6 protein-coding genes and 1 pseudogene are annotated in these 17,447 nt (G+C 65.3%); 4 read left to right on the top strand and 3 right to left on the bottom strand.

What is annotated here, in order from left to right; genetic code table 11:
- Positions 1-147: 147 nt before the first annotated feature.
- The 4 genes from istA (at position 148) to O7616_RS16860 (ending at position 9,646) form a co-directional block, all read left to right on the top strand.
- Positions 148-1,374, top strand: coding sequence for an IS21 family transposase (gene istA / locus O7616_RS16875; protein ID WP_282302844.1), 1,227 nt, complete (start codon positions 148-150; stop codon positions 1,372-1,374).
- A complete protein-coding gene (gene istB / locus O7616_RS16870) occupies positions 1,374-2,162 on the top strand; it encodes an IS21-like element helper ATPase IstB (RefSeq protein WP_282302843.1) in 789 nt (262 codons plus the stop codon). Before istA ends, istB begins: the two co-directional genes overlap by 1 nt.
- A gap of 1,695 nt (positions 2,163-3,857) precedes the next feature.
- Positions 3,858-8,381 (top strand): tetratricopeptide repeat protein, encoded by a 4,524-nt coding sequence (locus O7616_RS16865; protein ID WP_282302842.1) that lies wholly within the window; start codon positions 3,858-3,860, stop codon positions 8,379-8,381.
- 509 nt (positions 8,382-8,890) lie between these two features.
- A complete protein-coding gene (locus O7616_RS16860; protein WP_282302841.1) occupies positions 8,891-9,646 on the top strand; it encodes an SUMF1/EgtB/PvdO family nonheme iron enzyme in 756 nt (251 codons plus the stop codon).
- A gap of 6 nt (positions 9,647-9,652) precedes the next feature.
- On the opposite strand, the pseudogene O7616_RS16855 reads toward O7616_RS16860, so the two are convergent.
- The 3 genes and pseudogenes from O7616_RS16855 to O7616_RS16845 form a co-directional block, all read right to left on the bottom strand.
- A pseudogene (locus tag O7616_RS16855) lies at positions 9,653-10,427 on the bottom strand (IS5 family transposase).
- Between the two features lie 188 nt (positions 10,428-10,615).
- Positions 10,616-10,891 carry a hypothetical protein gene (locus tag O7616_RS16850; RefSeq protein WP_282302840.1) on the bottom strand — a complete coding sequence of 92 codons (276 nt, stop codon included), beginning with the start codon at positions 10,889-10,891 and terminating at the stop codon, positions 10,616-10,618.
- Between the two features lie 2 nt (positions 10,892-10,893).
- A complete protein-coding gene (locus O7616_RS16845; RefSeq protein WP_282302839.1) occupies positions 10,894-17,304 on the bottom strand; it encodes an RHS repeat-associated core domain-containing protein in 6,411 nt (2,136 codons plus the stop codon).
- Positions 17,305-17,447: the final 143 nt, after the last annotated feature.

Here is a 17,447-nt window from a genome sequence, read left to right as displayed (position 1 = left end):
CTAACCGGCTGTTCAGGCGCCGTTGATCGACAGTGCGATGCCGGCGATCATGGCGGCGGCGTCGCTCAGGCGGCCCGTGTCGGTTCCGCCTGAAAACTGACCCCGTGGTTCCGGCTGAATTTTGACCCCTTCCGGAAGCATCGGGAGGTGCTGAGCGTGGAGGACTGGGCGGAGATCCGTCGGTTGCACCGGGCGGAGCAGATGGCGATCAAGGCCATCTGCCGCCGGCTGGGGGTCTCGCGGAACACGGTGCGCAAGGCCTTGGCCAGTCATGAGCCGCCCCGCTATCAGCGGGTAGCGAAGGGCTCGATCGTGGATGCGGTCGAGCCGCAGATCAGGGCGTTGTTGACGGAGTTCCCGGACATGCCCACGACGGTGATCATGGAGCGGGTCGGGTGGACCCGCGGCAAGACGGTGTTCGCCGACCGGGTGCAGCAGCTGCGGCCGTTGTTCCGGCGCCCGGACCCGGCCCAGCGGACGGAGTATCTGCCGGGAGAGCTGGCGCAGTGTGATCTGTGGTTCCCGTCGGCGGACGTGCCGTTGGGCTTCGGGCAGGTCGGCCGGCCACCGGTGCTGGTGATGGTCTCGGGGTATTCGCGGTGGCTGTCAGCGGTGATGATCCCGACCAGGCAGTCACCGGACCTGCTGGTCGGGCACTGGACGCTGATCTCCGGCTGGGGGCGGGTGCCAAAGGCTCTGGTGTGGGACAACGAGTCTGCCATCGGGCAGTGGCGGGCCGGCAGGCCTCAGCTGACCGAGGCGATGAACGCCTTCCGCGGCACCCTCGGCATCAAGGTGATCCAGTGCCGGCCGGCGGACCCGGAGGCCAAGGGCCTGGTCGAGCGGGCCAACGGCTATCTGGAGACCTCATTCCTGCCCGGCCGCCGCTTCACCTCACCCGGCGACTTCAACGCCCAGCTCACCGAGTGGCTGGTGCGGGCGAACAACCGCCAACACCGGATGCTGGGCTGCCGCCCGCTGGACCGGTGGGACGCCGACCGGCAAGCGATGCTGCCACTGCCACCGGTGGCGCCGGTGGTCGGGTGGCGGCAGGCCACTCGGCTGCCTCGCGATCACTATGTTCGCTTGGACGGCAACGACTACTCGGTGCACCCGTCGGTGGTCGGCCGGCGGGTCGAGGTCACCGCCGACGGCAACCACGTGACGGTGCTCTGCGACGGCCGACCCGCAGCCCGACACGACCGCTGCTGGGCGAAGCATCAGAGCATCACCGACCCCGCCCACCGCAGGGCCGCCGCGGACCTGCGCGTCGCCGCCCAACGCACCCCGACGACCGCCGTCGACGCCCAGGTCGAACGCCGGCCGTTGAGCGACTACGACCGCATGTTCGGCCTCGATGAGGTGGCTGCGTGATGGCCACCAAGACCAGCCGCAACGTCGCATCCGAGATCGCGTTCCTCACCCGGGCCCTCAAGGCGCCGTCGCTGGCTGCCTCCGTCGAGCGCCTGGCGGAGCGGGCCAGAACCGAGTCCTGGACGCACGAGGAGTTCCTCGCCGCCTGCCTGCAACGCGAAGTCGCCGCCCGTGAAGCCCACGGCGGTGAGGGACGCATCCGGGCAGCGAGGTTCCCGGCCCGCAAAAGCCTGGAGGAGTTCGACTTCGAACACCAACGCTCTCTGAAGCGGGAGACGATCGCTCACCTCGGCACGCTCGACTTCGTCGCGTCGAAGGAGAACGTGGTGTTCCTCGGCCCGCCCGGCACCGGCAAGACCCACCTGTCCATCGGCCTCGGTATCCGGGCCTGCCAGGCCGGACACCGGGTCGCGTTCGCCACCGCCGCCCAATGGGTGTCCCGCCTCGCCGACGCCCACCACGCCGGCCGGCTCCAGGACGAGCTAGTCAAACTCGGCCGGATCCCGCTGCTGATCGTCGACGAGGTCGGCTACATCCCCTTCGAAGCAGAAGCCGCGAACCTGTTCTTCCAGCTCGTCTCCAACCGCTACGAACGCGCCTCGCTGATCGTCACCAGCAACAAGCCCTTCGGACGGTGGGGCGAAGTGTTCGGCGACGACGTGGTCGCCGCCGCCATGATCGACCGCCTCGTCCACCACGCCGAAGTCATCTCGATGAAGGGCGACAGCTACCGGCTCAAGGACCGCGACCTCGGCCGCGTCCCCGCAGCCACCAAGACCAACGACTGAACATCAACAACCAGCGAGGGGGTCAACATTCGGCCGGAGCAGAGGGGTCAAAGTTCAGCCGGCGTTGACAGCCCGCAATCGGGGCGGCGATCTCCCCTCCTTGGATCAGCGAACCAGCGGCGTCTGGGACCCGGGGAGCAGACCGACGGTTCCGGCCGCGCTGGTCACGATGCGGAAAGCCGAGACGATGCGTAGACCGCGCACCAGCAGCTTCTACTGGACCTAATCTGGCAAGCGGCCGGAACTCCAGCGCCGGACAACGACTAACGCGACCGGCGACCTTGCCTGTTCGGGCTCGGCAGAGCCCCTGCCAATGCTCGTGAAAGGTACTGACCGATTGGATCGAACGCGCTGAGGAAGCCGAGGAGACGGGCGCTAGTGTAGGTCCATCTTGGACGTGCAAGCGGATCATGGGCCAAAGCCTCCAAGCGTGGGGACACAGGACAACCACGGCGAGCCCCGCCCAATGCACTGATCATTTGTATGGCCTGTTGCCGGCTAGCTCGCAAGCAGCCATCGGGCAAGAGCAGGCTTGAACCGTTGCACCCCGTCAACGGCGACCGGCCACGACCAGTCCATGTCCCAGGTTCTTCCCCGGGCTGGTGGGAACAATCATGATTGAAGTGCACAAGGAGGCCGGCCTCACACAAGGGACAAGCGGACAGACTGCTCCAGCGTTCGTTGACCTGGTGCCCGGCACTACCGTGCGGCACGCCCCAAACTGGCGATACCCTTCCCGCGAAACTGCACGGCCGATCGGAGGCGACACCATCGAACAGGCCGAGAAAACAGGCCCCGGCTGGCTCACGTCGCGGGCCAGCCGGGTCAGATCTCCGAGGAGTGGCTTCAGGCCAGAAGAGGATGTCGCCGAGATTCTGCTGATCACTGAAGGGCTGGCGGGATGGGCTTGAGGCACCGTCGAGGCTCACGGTGTACCAGCCAGCGGAGTCGTTGATCGCCACTCATCTTCTGTGGGGCGCGGGCAGGACCGTCGATCGGAAAGCCTTACTCGTCGGCGCCACCTGCTCGACCATCACCGTGCCCGCAGGCACGTCGACCGTAGCCAGAGCGACGCTGCCGTAGTACTGGCGCGAAACGTCGCGGGAAGAAGCACACAAGAACGGAGCCTCGTCGACCTGCGTCTTGCAGTTGTACCGGAAGCCTCCTGTCGTGGAGTCGAGCTGCTGAAGGCGACCACCCCACAGACCAGGAGATCCTTGTGTCTCACGCTGACGCAGCGCTGACTCACCGTCTCGGCGATCGTGCGGCTCTCGCAGGCTTCCGCGCGCTACCAACGGGTTGGGTCGTCTAGTCGACAGTGCCAGCGGGATAGAGCGTGAAACATTGGCTCTTGCCTCCAGTCCGAGGCAACCGGAGGAGTACCCGATGCCCAAGATCCCCGCCACTAAAGTGGTTCCCGCTAAGGCATCTAGAGCCCCAGTTGAGCAGGAAGGGGTTAGGCCAGAAGGTCCCTCTCGACACACCGATGACCTGGTCCGACGCGTTGACGAACTTCGGCGCACGTTTCAGACGGCAAGCGCGCTGCACCTACTCAATGACGTCCTGATGGGGCAGCCGGAACCGACCGACGCCCTAGCCGTCGCACACGCTCGGGTGCTGCTTGCTCGGCACCGGCCGGACGACGCCGCTGGAGTGCTTCGTCGCGCATACGAGTTGAATGGAGGCACGGCTGATGTGTCTGCCTGGCTGATTGCGAGCCTCAGCCGGGGGCACCACTACGTCGCGGCCACGAATCTGGCTGCCGAGGCATCCCAGATTCATCCCACGAGCGCACTAGTACGCATCTCGACCGGCCGCCTTTTGATCGACCAGTATCGGTTCGAGGAGTCTGTGCCGTACTTCCAAGAGGCATACACGCTCGATCGAGATGATCCACGAGCGCTCCGTTGGTTGCTGCATGGGCTACGCCAGACGCGCCGGTTCGACGAGGTCGATACGGTCGCCACCACGATCGGTCTGACCGCTGACCCGCCTCGCATCGAGTACGCCCGAAGTCTGCTAGACCGCTACCAGTTCAAGCGGGCACTTGCCGAACTCGACCTGGTCGCCGCCACTCCTGCAGAGGTGGCCGCCCTACAGGTACGACTGGAGGCGCTACGCGGCCTGCGCCGCCTGGCCGAAGCTGAGCGGTTGGCACACGACGCGATCGGTGAGAGGGAGGATGACCCTCGGCCCTGGCTCGAACTCGGACACGTCTTTCACGAAGGTCACCGCCACGAAGACGCTCTAGTGGCTTTCGAACGGGCTCATACCATCGACCCGAGCTCTGCCGACGCGCTTGAGTGGCGCACGACCGAGCTAAGGCGCTTGCGACGCTGGGACGACGCCGAGCGGAGCGCTCACGATGCCATTGCCCGCAGGCCGGACGCGCCGCTGCTGTACGTTGAACTAAGCTACTTGCACGAGGACCAGCACCTCTTTGAGCGTGCCATGGCGGCCGTCGAGCAAGCCCTTGCCATTGACCCACGCCTCGTTCCAGCCCTGAGTCAGCGGATCGATGTTCTGCGGCAGCTACGGCGGCTCGACCACGCCGAGCAGGCGGCTCTCCAAGCAATCGACGTCCGACCCGACTCGACGGTGCTGCGACTGGCTCTCGGCTACGTGTACGACGAGCAGCGCGACTGCGAGCGTGCCTTGACGGCCGCCGAGCAGGCCCTTGCCATTGACCCACGCTACGTTTGGGCCATTACGGGTCGCATCACGCAGCTTCGGCAACTTCGGCGTTTTGAGGAGGCCGAGCAGGCCGCCCGCGAAGCGATCAACGATCGCCCAGACTCCCCAGAGCCCTACCTCCAACTCAGCTATATCTACGACGATCAGTGCGACTACGAACGCGCCTTAACGGCCGTCGAGCAAGCCCTCACCATCGATCCACGGCACGAATCGGCCCTCGGCTGGCGAATTCTCGGCCTACGGCGGCTACGGCGTTTCGAAGAAGCCGAACAGGCCGCGCGCACGGCAGCCGACGCCCGGCCCGACTCCCCGGCCCCGTACCTCCATCTCAGCTACATCTACGACGAGCAGCGCGACTGCGAACGTGCCTTGACGGCCGCCGAGCAGGCCCTTGCCATTGACCCACGCTACGTTTGGGCCATTACGGGTCGCATCACGCAGCTTCGGCAACTTCGGCGTTTTGAGGAGGCCGAGCAGGCCGCCCGCGAAGCGATCAACGATCGCCCAGACTCCCCAGAGCCCTACCTCCAACTCAGCTACATCTACGACGATCAGTACGACTACGAACGCGCCTTAACGGCCGTCGAGCAAGCCCTCACCATCGACCCACGGCACGAGTGGGCACAGGCTTGGCGGGTCACAGAACTACGGCAGCTGCGACGTTTCGAAGAAGCCGAACAGGCCGCGCGCACGGCAGCCGACGCCCGGCCCAACTCCCCAGACCCGTACCTCCAGCTCAGCTACATCTACGAGGACCAGCACGACTACGAGCGCGGCTTGGCGTCCGCCGAGCAAGCCCTTGCCATCGACCCACGGCACGAATCGGCCCTGGGCTGGCGGATTTTCGGCCTACGGCGGCTACGGCGTTTCGAAGAAGCCGAACAGGCCGCGCGCACGGCAGCCGACGCCCGGCCCAACTCCCCAGACCCGTACCTGCAGCTCAGCTACATCTACGACGATCAGTTCGACTACGAACGCGCCTTAACGGCCGTCGAGCAAGCCCTCACCATCGACCCACGGCACGAGTGGGCACGGGTTTGGCGGATCACAGAACTACGGCAGCTGCGACGTTTCCAAGAAGCGGAGCAGGCCGCCCGCGAAGCGATCGACGATCACCCAGACTCCCCAGCCCTACATGTGGAAGCCAGTGCCGTTCACCGAGACCGACATGACGACGAGCAGGCTCTAGCAGCCGTCGAGCAAGCGCTCACCATTGACCCACGGCATGAATGGGCCCTGGTGTGGCGGGTTAGTGGACTACGGCGACTGAGACGCTACAACGACGCCGAGCAGGCCGCCCGCGAAGCGATTGAGAGGCGGCCCCAAACGCCCGCGCTATACCTTCAGCTCAGCTACTTGTACGACGATCAGTACGATTACGAGCGGGCCTTGACGGCCGCCGAACAGGCCCTCGCCATCGATCCCCGACACCAATGGGCACAGGCTTGGCGTATTACAGAGCTTCGGCAGCTGCGGCGCCTCGACGAGGCTGAGCGGGCCGCCCGCGAGGCGATCGACGCCCGCTCCGACTCGCCAGCCCTTCGATTAGAGCTGGCAAGCGTTGCGGAGGACAGGGGACAGTACCGACAAGCCCTCGACTGTGTACAGGGCGCCCTTGCCCTCGACGCACGCAATGATACGGCGCTCACAGCACGCATCCGGCTACTGCGCCTGTCGCACGACCTTGCCGGCGCGCTAGCCACCGCCGCGAAGGCGGTCGACACCCGCCCAGACAGTGTCGACCTGCTGAGTGAGTTGGGTCAGGTACACGTTGCTCGGCACGAACATCAGAAAGCTCTTGCCGTGTTCGATCAGGCCCTGGCCCTGGATCCTGGGCATGTGCAGGTCGTCGAGCGCCGGGTGAACGTACTTCAACAGCTTCTACGCCACTCGGATGCCGAGCAGGCCGCGCAGATGGCGTTGAGGCTGCGGCCGAGCGATCAGACGCTGCACCTAAGCCTCGGGCGGGTCTTCGAAGACCGACTACAGACGCGTCAGGCGCTCGCCTGCTACGAGGAGGCAGGACGGTACAGCGCGGCAGACCCTCGGGTGTTGGTGCGCCAATCAACCGCGCTGCGCGCCTTACGTAGTTACGCCGAGGCAGAGCGGTTGATCGCCCTGCTGGTACGTGAGCAGCCTCACCTACGTGAACTGGAGGTGGAACTGGCGCGGATTCAACACGACTCCGACAGATTATCGGCATCACGATCAACATTCGGCCGGCTAGAACGCACTGCCCTATCGGACGAGGAACGCGCTGCTTCCATCGCCGGCCTGGGTTGGGTCGAGTTCACGTCCGGCGACTATGTGGCCGCCGAGGAGCAGTTTGGCCGAGCGGTCGAACTGATGCCACACGACCGAGAGTACCGTTTGGGCAGGGCATGGGCGCTGGTACGGCAGGACGAGCGTGTCCAATGGGAACAGGCGGAGCAGATCTGCTTCGCATTGGTCGACGAGCAAGTCGACGCCGCCGCGTTGGTGTGCTTAGGCGTGATCGACTATCGGTTCGGCCGGCTGCCTGCTGCCGAGTACCACCTCACACGGGCGCTGGAGGTCGACCCATACAGGGGTAGCCACACAGACCTCGCTGCCTTGTATACGCAGTTGGGTCGTTACGACGAGGCAGAAACGCACTTGCGCATTGCCGTTGCACAGGATGCCCACAACGCCCCGGCGCACGTCGAACTGGGGCATCTGCGTCTGCTCACGGAAGAGCCGCAGGAGGCGGCCCGCCTTTTCCGGGGAGTGCTGCGTACGGATCCGTCAGTCCAGGAGGCCGCACTTGGTCTTGCCGAGGCGCTCACGGCGCTGGGGCAGTCGCGGGAAGCAGAAGACGTGTTGCGGGAGGGCCTGAGCAAGGCGGCCGTACCGTGGCGGCTGCACCTGGCCTTAGCCCGCCTGCTCTTCCACCAGGCCGACGCGACGCAGAATGACGACGTCTTTGCCGAGGCGTACGCCGAGGCCATTGAGGCGATTAAGGGCGTTCCCGCCGGTGAACCAGACCCGTACTACGTCGCGGCCGTCTGCAAGGCTCGGCTCGGTGGAATCTCGTCGGTCGGCGCAGTGGGCGACGCACATTCACGACGTCAAGCACTGCAACATCTTCGCCGCTGCTTGAAGATTGACGAAGGTCACGTGGACGCACAGCGCGTGGTCCAGTTGCTTGAACGGGAAAGCCGTACCGCCCGCAGCGCCGCTCTCGGCACGGCCACCGTCGCTGCTGTCGCGCTCGGTCTACTCTCCGTGATGTGGACCGCGTTCTTCTTGTCAAACCGCGTCACGGTCGTCATGATCACCACCATAACGCCGATCCTGGTAGGACTGGTCGCCGTCGCCGTCTTGCTGCCCTCGCTCGTCCGCCTCAAGCTGCCCGGTTTCGAGGCGGATCTCCAAGCCGGACTTGGCCCGATCACGTCGGGCCCCACTGGCGATGTCGCAATCCGTCCGGGCAACCTCGCGATAAGCGCAGGGCCGGTAGGGTATCCGCACAACCAGCGCCGTTGGGAGTACCGCGAGCGAAGGTGAGAGCATCCCTCGCAAATTCCTGAACCGAGGGTGCTGTTGTACACGGACGGCTTCGCGAATCGCTCCCACGTTGCGGGAGTTGGCCGCTACATTCAGCGCCGAGCGCTCGTGGGGGACGCGCAAATTTGATCCCAGGAGAACCTCATGTCGAGCCTCGTTCAAGGCTTGTCATTGCTTGTCAAAACCCCTTGTTACCAACAGTAAACGGATCAAGCTTGTCATTGCTTGCCGAAGATGGTCGTTGAGCTGTGAAACACAGCATGGCACTCATCGCCTCTTGTCACCCTTCGCCAATGATCGGGCGGGGTTTTCGGGGGGTAAACGGGGGTGAGTTGTGTTGGTGCGATGTGTGCGTTCGTCAGCCAGTTGGTCGCCGGGCGACGCTGCCAGGCCCAGTCAGTGATGCTGCCAGCTTTCGACCTGAAGCTTTGACAGCCAGTTGATCTGTGCGCAAGCTGCGGGGCATCGGGAGAGACCACCGGGCGGGTTGGCTGCTAGCGTTCGCCGCCATGTGGATCGAGGAGATCGTGGCCGGGCGACCGGCGTGGCGGCACATCCCGTCGGGAGTCGTATTTCGCGAGGTTCCGGGCGGCGTGTTCCGGATGGGGCTGTCCGAGGCGGAGCTCGATGCGGTACGCGCCATTGAGCGCAGCGGCGGTGTCGAGGACACCATCGACCCGTTCCTTGCCAGCGCCACGGGCGCACAACCGGTACGCGAGGTGCACGTCGAGTCGTTCCTGCTCGCCCGGCACCCGCTGACCGTGGCGCAGGTCCGGTCCTGGCTGCCCGAGTACGACGACAACTACGCCGAGGCGGACACCGGCACGGCTCGGCTCGAAGGCGACCTGGAGGGCCTGCTCGAGTTGTTGCCGTTCCAGCTGCCCAGCGAGGCGCAGTGGGAATACGCAGCCCGGGCCGGCACCACCACGCTGACCTTTCACGGTGACGGGAAACCCGACGAGGACCAGCTTCTCGACGATTTCGGCGACGAGACGCGGACGGCAGCCAGCGAGAACGCGTTCGGGCTGGCGGCGATGGGCTCGGCGAACGAACTCTGCGCCGACGTGTGGATCCCCGGCTTCGACGGCGCACCGTCGACCGCGCGACCGCGGACCGGAGACGGGCCCCGGACCGTACGCGGCGGAGCCGCCGATCTATACCCGTGGCAGGGCTGTGACGAGTGGCTGCTACTGCTCTCCGCCACCCGATACGAACACGCCGACTTCACAGCCATACGCCCGGCCGCACCACTGCCACCCCACTAAAAACTCCTAACTCTTTGAGCGCTGCAGCCGGCGCCAGCAGATGATGGCGCATGCGAGGGTGAGGAACGCTTCGTGGATGTCGTCGCGGATCTCTCAGCGGATCCGAAGGCGGCGGAACCAGTGCAGCAGATTGATGGACTGCTCCACGACCCCTCGTCGGGTGCCAAGCCCAGAACCGTGACCGACGCCGCGTCGGGCGATGACGGGTGTGATGCCGCGCGTGCGTAGCTCGCGTCGGTACTTGTCGAATTCGTAGCCGCGATCTGCATAGATTCGGTCGGGCCGTTGCCGGGGCCGGCGGCGGATGCCCTTGGTCCGGGGGAACCTTGTCGACTCAAGGGCAGCAGTTATGTGACGTCGTGCCGGTTCCCGGCGGTCAGGGACGCGGCGAGGGGGATGCCGCCCGCGTCGGTGATGACGTGGTGTTTCGAGCCTGGCTTGCGGCGGTCGACCGGGCTCGGACCGGTTTTGGGCCACCCTTGAGTGCCCGGATGTGGGAGCCGTCGATCACCGCCCGCGACATGTCCAACTGCCCGGCGGCCCGCAGTCTACCGAGCAACACCTCGTGCAGCTGCTGCCACACACCGGCGTCGTTCGAGTCCCGCAATCTACGCCAACAGGTCATCCCAGAGCCGAAGCCCAGTTCCTGAGGCAGGTACTCCCACGGGATCGCGGTGTGAAGCACGAACAAGATTCCGCACAACACATTGCGGTCGTCGAGGGGCTTACGGCCCGGAAACCGGTGCCGCCGTGGCGGGCGGGGTGGCAGCAACGGCTCGATCTCGGCCCAGAGTTCGTCCGAGACCGTTCACCTCGTCGACGTCGGCGACCATCGTCAGGGTCAGCAGTGGCGGCTCGACCACCTCGGCCAGGCAAGGCAGCAAGCCGGTCGTGCCCGTCGAGGCGCAGTCAGCCGCCGATGGTCTCCTGGGAACTCAGCGTTCAGCGACGAGATGGAATGTGGAAGCGCTAGCCACTGCTCAACTCCACTAACGATGCCCTGAGGCGGGCGAGCCGAAAGATCGCAGCGGGTCGCTGCTCAGCTGCCAGAACGGTAAACTGAATTTCTTCAAGGTCCACCTCCGCGAGCCGGACGAGCTCGGAAACTCTTGAGCGATCGTTCTCGAACAACGAAATTGCCGACTGCAAAGCAGCTTGGATCTCATCGAGAGTAAGCAATTCGGTTTCAAAGTCCCGGATGGCAGCGTTGAGGCGAGCTGCGATCTTGGCGTTGTATTCAGACATAATCATCGTGTCATCACCGTAATGACGATGCTGTCCTCGGTGACGACCTTGACGGTACCACTGTTATACATTAGTCGTGATTCACCCTTCGGCCCCTTCACGGGTACGCCTTCAATGTTCGAAAGGACATCATCGACAAAGCTCGGCGCAATGCCCCGTCCCTGACCCACAATCCCAGCTGGGCTACCCAACCCACCCGGCTGCAATCGATCTACGGCGTGTCGCGTGTAGAGCCGGTCCCCGACTTGGGCGTACTCGCGACCACCCTGCATGACCTTTGGATAATTCTGCCAGGAAGTCCATGGCACGCTCACTTTACCGCTCGCCGAACTAGCTTTGGCGGTGGTTCTGGCGGCGGTGACGGTGACGAGGGCGCGGCTGGCGACCCCGAATCCTCCGGCCATGGCGACTTCGGCCACGATTTCGCCGGCGTACATCATCGATTCGGGACACGCCGCGACGCCGCAATCCCATTCGAAGCCGTACTGGTTGAGGCAGTTGGTGTAGTCCAAGCGCCCACCGCCACACAGGATCAGGATCTCCGCTTTGATCGGGTCGAAGTCCTTCTCAACCACCGCCATGCGATACGTAAGGCAGTCACCCTCGTGAGCCTTGCAGTTGATGTTGTCGTCGGTGTAGGTCGCGAGGAAGGCGCCCTTTGCCGCAATTCGGGCTGCCTTTACGTTGTTGTCGCCGACGGCGCTGCTGCCACCCGACGACCCCTTGCTGCCGCCACCAGAGGCAGACGGCTTAGCCGCTTCTCTTTCTTGGTCAATCCGCTGGCCGCCGCCGGGGTCGAGGCCGCTGGGGTCGGAAAGGGTGATAGGGCTGTTGTTGGCGTAGGAGTAGGCGTTCCAGTGTTGTGGGTCGGTCAGGTCCATGAGCGGGTCGACCGAGATGAACCGACCCAGACTCTGGTCGTACTGCCGCGCTCCGATGTTGACGAGGTTGGTGGGGTCGTTGTCGCCGCCGACGAAGCCCTTGTTGTTGGGCCAGGTGGGATTGGACCCGCGCGGGGTTCCGTAGGGGGTTTGCCGGCGGATGTCTACCTTCTGAGTGCCGGCGTTGATGGCGATTTGTTGGGTGCCTTGGTGGTCGCTGTAAAGCCAGGTCAGGTCGGTGACCGCTGAGCCTGCGGTGCGGCTGGCGCAGGTCACTCCGGCGAAGTCGTAGTACCGGGTGCCGATGTTGGCGCCGCCTTGGCGGCGGATTTCCTGACCGGGTAGGTACAGGGTGGTGCCGGTGGTGTCGCGGCGGATGAGTCGGACACCGTTGGTGTCGTAGATGTTGGTCTCGATGGTCGTGCCGCCGGATGTGACGGTGGCGAGCTTGCCTTCGGGGTCCCAGCCCAGTGTTTGGCTGTTGGTGCCTGTTGCGCAGTCGTTGGCGGTGTTGCTGGCGGGCCGGCAGGTGGTGTTGCCCGCGTTGTCGTAGCCGTATTTGGTGGCCACCGCCGGTTGTCCGGGAGCCGCGGTGGTCATTTGGGTGACGGCGTGCGGGCGCACGACGCCTTGACCACCATTGGGTACGACGTAGTCGCGGGTAGTGTTCCCGCTGCTGGTACGGCTGGTCTCGTTGAGCCGGCTGCCGGTGTCGTTGACAGTCCAGTCATGCCAGTAGGGCGCCGGCCCACCGAGGTTGCCGACGGTGGGATCGGTGTCGCAGGAAACCTCGGGTTTCGGGGTCCACGCCGTCGTCAATCGGCCCAGGGTGTCTTCACGGAAGCACTGAACGTCCGCCTGACCAACCTCTGGGGTGTCAGTGATTGATTCGAAGTTGCCGGCGTCTTTGTAGAAGTAGCGGCGGTCCGAGACGGTGCCGACACTCGTTGATCGCTCGACTTTGATTCGGTCGACGCGGCGGGTCGATTCCTCCCGGTAGACAGTGTCCTGGGTGAACGATGCATTGTTGCCGGGGACCTTGTAGATCGACCCCTTACGCTCGCCGTAGGCGGTATAGGCGGCGGTTGCCATAGTGCTGGGGGTGGGAGAGCCGGTGATGCTGGTGTCCAGCCGGACGGGCATCCCGGTGGTGGCGTCGTAGTCGGTGGTCAGTTGCTCGGTGACCAGGCCGCCGCCACCTGGGTACGAGATCGTCGTCGGGGCGCCGGTGAACTGGGAGTATCCGTAGCCGTAGTTGTAGGTCGCGTCGAGGCCGGTCTCGACCGGCGGGATCACGTAGTTGGCCCCGGTCGGTTGGTAGCGCTCGGTGAACCCGCGTGCCTGCCACTTGTAGGCGCTTGCCGTGCCGGCTGAGTTGTATTCGTAGCGGATGCTCTGGGTCAGCTGCCCTCGGAATCCCGGCTGCCCGGTGTAGAGGGTGTCGTACTTCCATTCAGCGCGCAGTCGTCCGGTCGCTGAGTCGTCGCGAAGCTGTGTCTTGCGGCCCAGCTGGTCGTAGACGTACCACAGGGCCTCCCCTCGGGCGTCGACGGTCTTCCGTAGGGTGTCGTCGTCGTTGAAGGTGCTGGTCGTGGTGCCCTTGTCCGGGTCGGTGGTGCGCCATAGGCGACCCTTGGCGTCGTACTCGTTGATCCATTCGTTCTTGGCGGAGTCGGCGTGCTTTGTCGCCTGACCCTTGCGGTTGAAGACGTACGTCGTTTCGAGGTAGTCACCGTCGACACCGCTGGATGTGGTGTGTTGCCGCAGCGCGACGGTCCGACCCTCGACGTCAATGACCGTCGTGGTGGGGGTTCCGCCCTCCGGTGGGGTGACCTTCGTCAGGTCACCCTCGTCACTGGTGACGGTGCGCCATCGCTCGACGAGGTTTTTAACAATATCGTCGCCAGCAAGGAAGATGCTGTTGGTGGGACGTGATGCCTCGTCGTAGAGGGTTCTGGTCACCGCAGGAAGGGACCAGTCCGGCTCCCACCAGAGGGTGCCCGCCGGCGCCCCGGGCTCCGCGTGGGCGGCGTAGGTTGCCGCCTCACGCCCGATCTCGTCATAGATGGTGTCGGTGACGACCCGGTCGCTGCTCCCGCCCAGCGACGGCGTCTGGGTTTGGCGTGGACGCAAAAGACCATCAGTGATCTGGTACGACGTGATGTAGTTGCCGTCAGCGTTCAGGGTCTGCGACGTGACGTAGGGGTAGCTGTCGCGCCCGGCTGCGAACGTGTAGGTGTACCGGGCGGACGGGGTGTTCGGGTTGGCGGCGCTCGTCCACCCTTGCTTCCATACCCTGGCAACACGTCCGAGCGCGTCGTACTTCACCTCAGCGGTGATCTTGCCGTTGGGGTCGGTGGTTTTCGTCGTCGAGCCCCAGTAGGGGTTCGTCTCGACTTTCGACGACCAGCTCAGATGGTTGGTGCTGGTGACCAGCGTGATGGGTCCGCCCACAGGCGGCGTATACGTGGTGGTGGTGAGGTTGCCTCTGATGTCCGTGGAGGTCCGCTGCTTGCCAGCGAAGTCGTAGGTTGCCTGGGAGGTCGTCTGCCAGACCGTTCCGGTGCCGGCGACCCAGTCTTGAAGCTGTTCGGTCTTGGTCGTCGATCCGAAGGTGGGTGCGGTGTCGACGCTGGTCGCGCCGTCGTAGTAGGTGCGGGCGTCGGAGATGATGTCGTCGACGCTGGTGGGGTTCGTGCCGCAGGCCAACGCGGTGGTCGTGGTCTGCTTGACCAGTTGCGTGAGGTTCTTCCCTACGTTGCGGTTGTATGCGTAGCTCACGCACTTTTCGTCGCCAGCCTTCGGGAATTCACCGTCGTCCTGCGACCAGTTGGTGGTGCCGTACGTCTGGTCGTAACTGTTGGTGCTGCGGGACGTGCGCCACCCTCGGGAACCATCCACGCCAAGGGCGGTTGCGACGTATGTCGTTTGGGTGTTGACGAAGCGTGCTTCGACGGGATCGCCGTTGATGGTGCGGCTCGCGGTGGGGTTCGACCGCCACGGCACGTTCACGGTCTTCGACACCGGTTTGGTGTCGACACCGTTGTAGACGATCTGCTCGCGGACCTGCCCGGCGAACTGGTCCTCGTCATAGACGGTCTCCGAACCCAGCGACGCGGGCACGGTCACGCTGCGGGTGCCGCCGGAGGGGCTGAGCCTGTCGCCGTGCATGCCCCGTAGGAACGTCGTCTTGGTCAGCGTCTGCGGGTTTCCGTCGTCGCCGACTCGGGTGTTGACCTGGCTGTAGCCGCGCCACTGCCCCCACGTCTTACGATCCGGCCTGGTCAGGCCGTCATCGTCGTCGAAGTGCCACGCCGGGGAGCCTGGGTAGTCGTACCAGGTGTGCTTGGTCGGCGATTGGTGCCCGTCCTTGAGTTGGACGTCGTCCTCGGCCACGTGTTCGACCCGGTACTTGTGCCACCACTCGGTGACGAGCTTGTTGCCCGTCGGGTCGTTCGGGTCTGGCACCTTGACGGGGTAGCAGCGGCGCGTGTTGCTCTGCGGTGCCAGGGTGTCGACGATGGCGGCGGTGCATTCGGGTCGGGAGTAGTCGACCTTGATGCGGGCGCCGGTTTCCGTGACGATGCTCGATAGCCGCAGCCAGTTGTCGGTGGTGCCGTGCTCGGTGTAGACCCGGTTGGGCAGCGACTCGGCCTCGAACGTCACCGGCGGCAGGGTGATGGTTCCGCCGACCAGGCCCTTGTGGTCGATGCGATCCAGCCACAGCCCTCCGTGGGTGGAATCAGCGGTGGCCGAGAATGTGTGCCCCAGGGTCCAGGACTCGACGGGCTGCCAGGCCGGGGCAGTCTTCGCGGGGTCCCAGGTGTCCCACACCTGGGTGGTGACCGACTTCAACCGCTTGGCGGTCCAGAACGTCGGCGTGTACTGCTGGGGACAGGATGTGGCCGAGGCCTTGCACTCCTGGTCCCAGGGGGTGTCCTTCCAACTCGCTGTCACCGGGGCGGCCTCGGTGCCACAGTTGCTGAAGCAGCGCATGTCCGTCTCGAAGAGGACCTGTGCGTACGGGGTGGTGCTGCGCTCGGTGACACCGTGCGTCGCGGTCGTCCGGTCGTACGTGCCGTAGTCGATGCGCTTGAGGTAAGCCGCCCGGTCATAGGCAACGTCGTCGGAGTCGGTGACGTTACGGGCGTACTTGTTGGTCTCCTTGCCATACCAGAAGGACATGGTGTTGCCGCGCACGTCGACGACGTAGTCGAGGTTCCACCGCCACGCCTGCACACAGTCCGATCCGGCGAAGGTGCTCTTCGCGCACGGCTCGCCGGAATGGTTGCCGAACACGGGCACCGTCAAGGTGGAGTTCGTCGCGGTCGACTGGCCTGGCAGGTTGTGGCGGCCGAAGAAGTACTGGGTGCCGTCGGTGGTGGTCACCTTCCAGTACTCACCCACGTCACCGAAGGTCGCATCGCCGGAGTCCCCGTTGGTCGCACCCGTCAGCTTCTCGATCTTCGAGCCGTCCTCGGTACGGGAGTGCCACCCCTTACCGGCTTGGAATACCAGCTCACCGCCGCGGCCGTTGAGGCTCATCGTCGCGTTGTCGGACCGCCAACACTGATCGCCGGTCCTCGTGGTGTTGGTCGCCCCGTTCTTCATGTCGTCGGCGCAGGGTACGTACCGCCGCTCGATGTAGCCCGAGGAGTAGTCGAAACCCTCACCGATCCACGACGGCTGGTTGTTTGTGACCTCCGAGCGGCCATCCACGGTTGACGACGAGTAGCTCAGGGCGACCGATGGGGATGGGCCGGTCGCGGGCGGCACACGTAACGGGTAGTCCCACACGAAATCCCCGGCATTGCCGCCGCTGGACCAGGTCGACGAGGGTGCGAGGCTCGTCGCGCCGAAGTCACCGTCGGATCCGGAAGGTGCCGCGGCCAACATCAGGAAGGACCCGGCCGGGGCCGTGGCCGATGTGACGCTCACGTCGGCGGTGGCGATGCCTGCGGCAGCGTCGTTCTTAGTGGGCAGCAGCACTGCCCGGCAGCTCGGGCTGGCGGCGTCGCTCACCGCACACGGTGGAACCTGCCACAGGCGCAGGCGTGACGCCCAGGACCCGCCGGCGGCGTAGCGGAAGGAGTCGTAGTTGACCGACACCTTCGCCACGCCGGTCGGTGCACCCTGCGCGGCGCTCACCTGCAGCATCAGACCATCGCGCCACGCCTGTGGGAGGGTGGCCCGGTCCACGATCTTCACGTCGAGCTGTGAAAGGGGCTCACCGGCCTTGCCGGCGCCCCGATCGACCCAGACCGGTAGGGCACCTGCCCGCACGCCGCGGCCGCTGGCCGTGCGTGCTGACGCCGCAGCGAGGTCGACTCGGGCAGCTGCGGGCGCGGGCCACTTAGGGGCTGGCGCGGGGGCGGAGGTCACGCGGTTCTGCTGCCATGCCTTGCCACCGGCCACCGGGCCACCATCACGGTCGAGCTTTTCCGCCGGCGGCTTCGACGGCTGTCGCGCTTCGGCAGCGACCGCCGGTGCCGGGACGTAGGGCACCAGGGACAGCACCAGTGCCGCGACCACCGACCCGACCACTGTCAGCCGCCGACCGCTGCTACCACGATGACTCCGACGAACCCACCGCGAGCCGCGCGCAGACCGTGCCGACATGAGCTGTTCCTCTCAACAACCGCTACAAAGCTTGGGGATTCGAAAGGGCGAGACCG

The organism is Micromonospora sp. WMMD964 (genome assembly GCF_029581455.1).
GTDB lineage: Bacteria > Actinomycetota > Actinomycetes > Mycobacteriales > Micromonosporaceae > Micromonospora.
This window is presented reverse-complemented; position numbering and strand designations above follow the sequence as displayed.

Excerpts from the sequence above, each read along its gene's own strand:
- O7616_RS16860 (WP_282302841.1), top strand. The coding sequence starts at position 8,891 with ATGTGGATCGAGGAGATCGTGGCCGGGCGACCGGCGTGGCGGCACATC.
- O7616_RS16850 (WP_282302840.1), bottom strand. The coding sequence starts at position 10,891 with ATGTCTGAATACAACGCCAAGATCGCAGCTCGCCTCAACGCTGCCATC.
- istB (WP_282302843.1), top strand. The coding sequence starts at position 1,374 with ATGGCCACCAAGACCAGCCGCAACGTCGCATCCGAGATCGCGTTCCTC.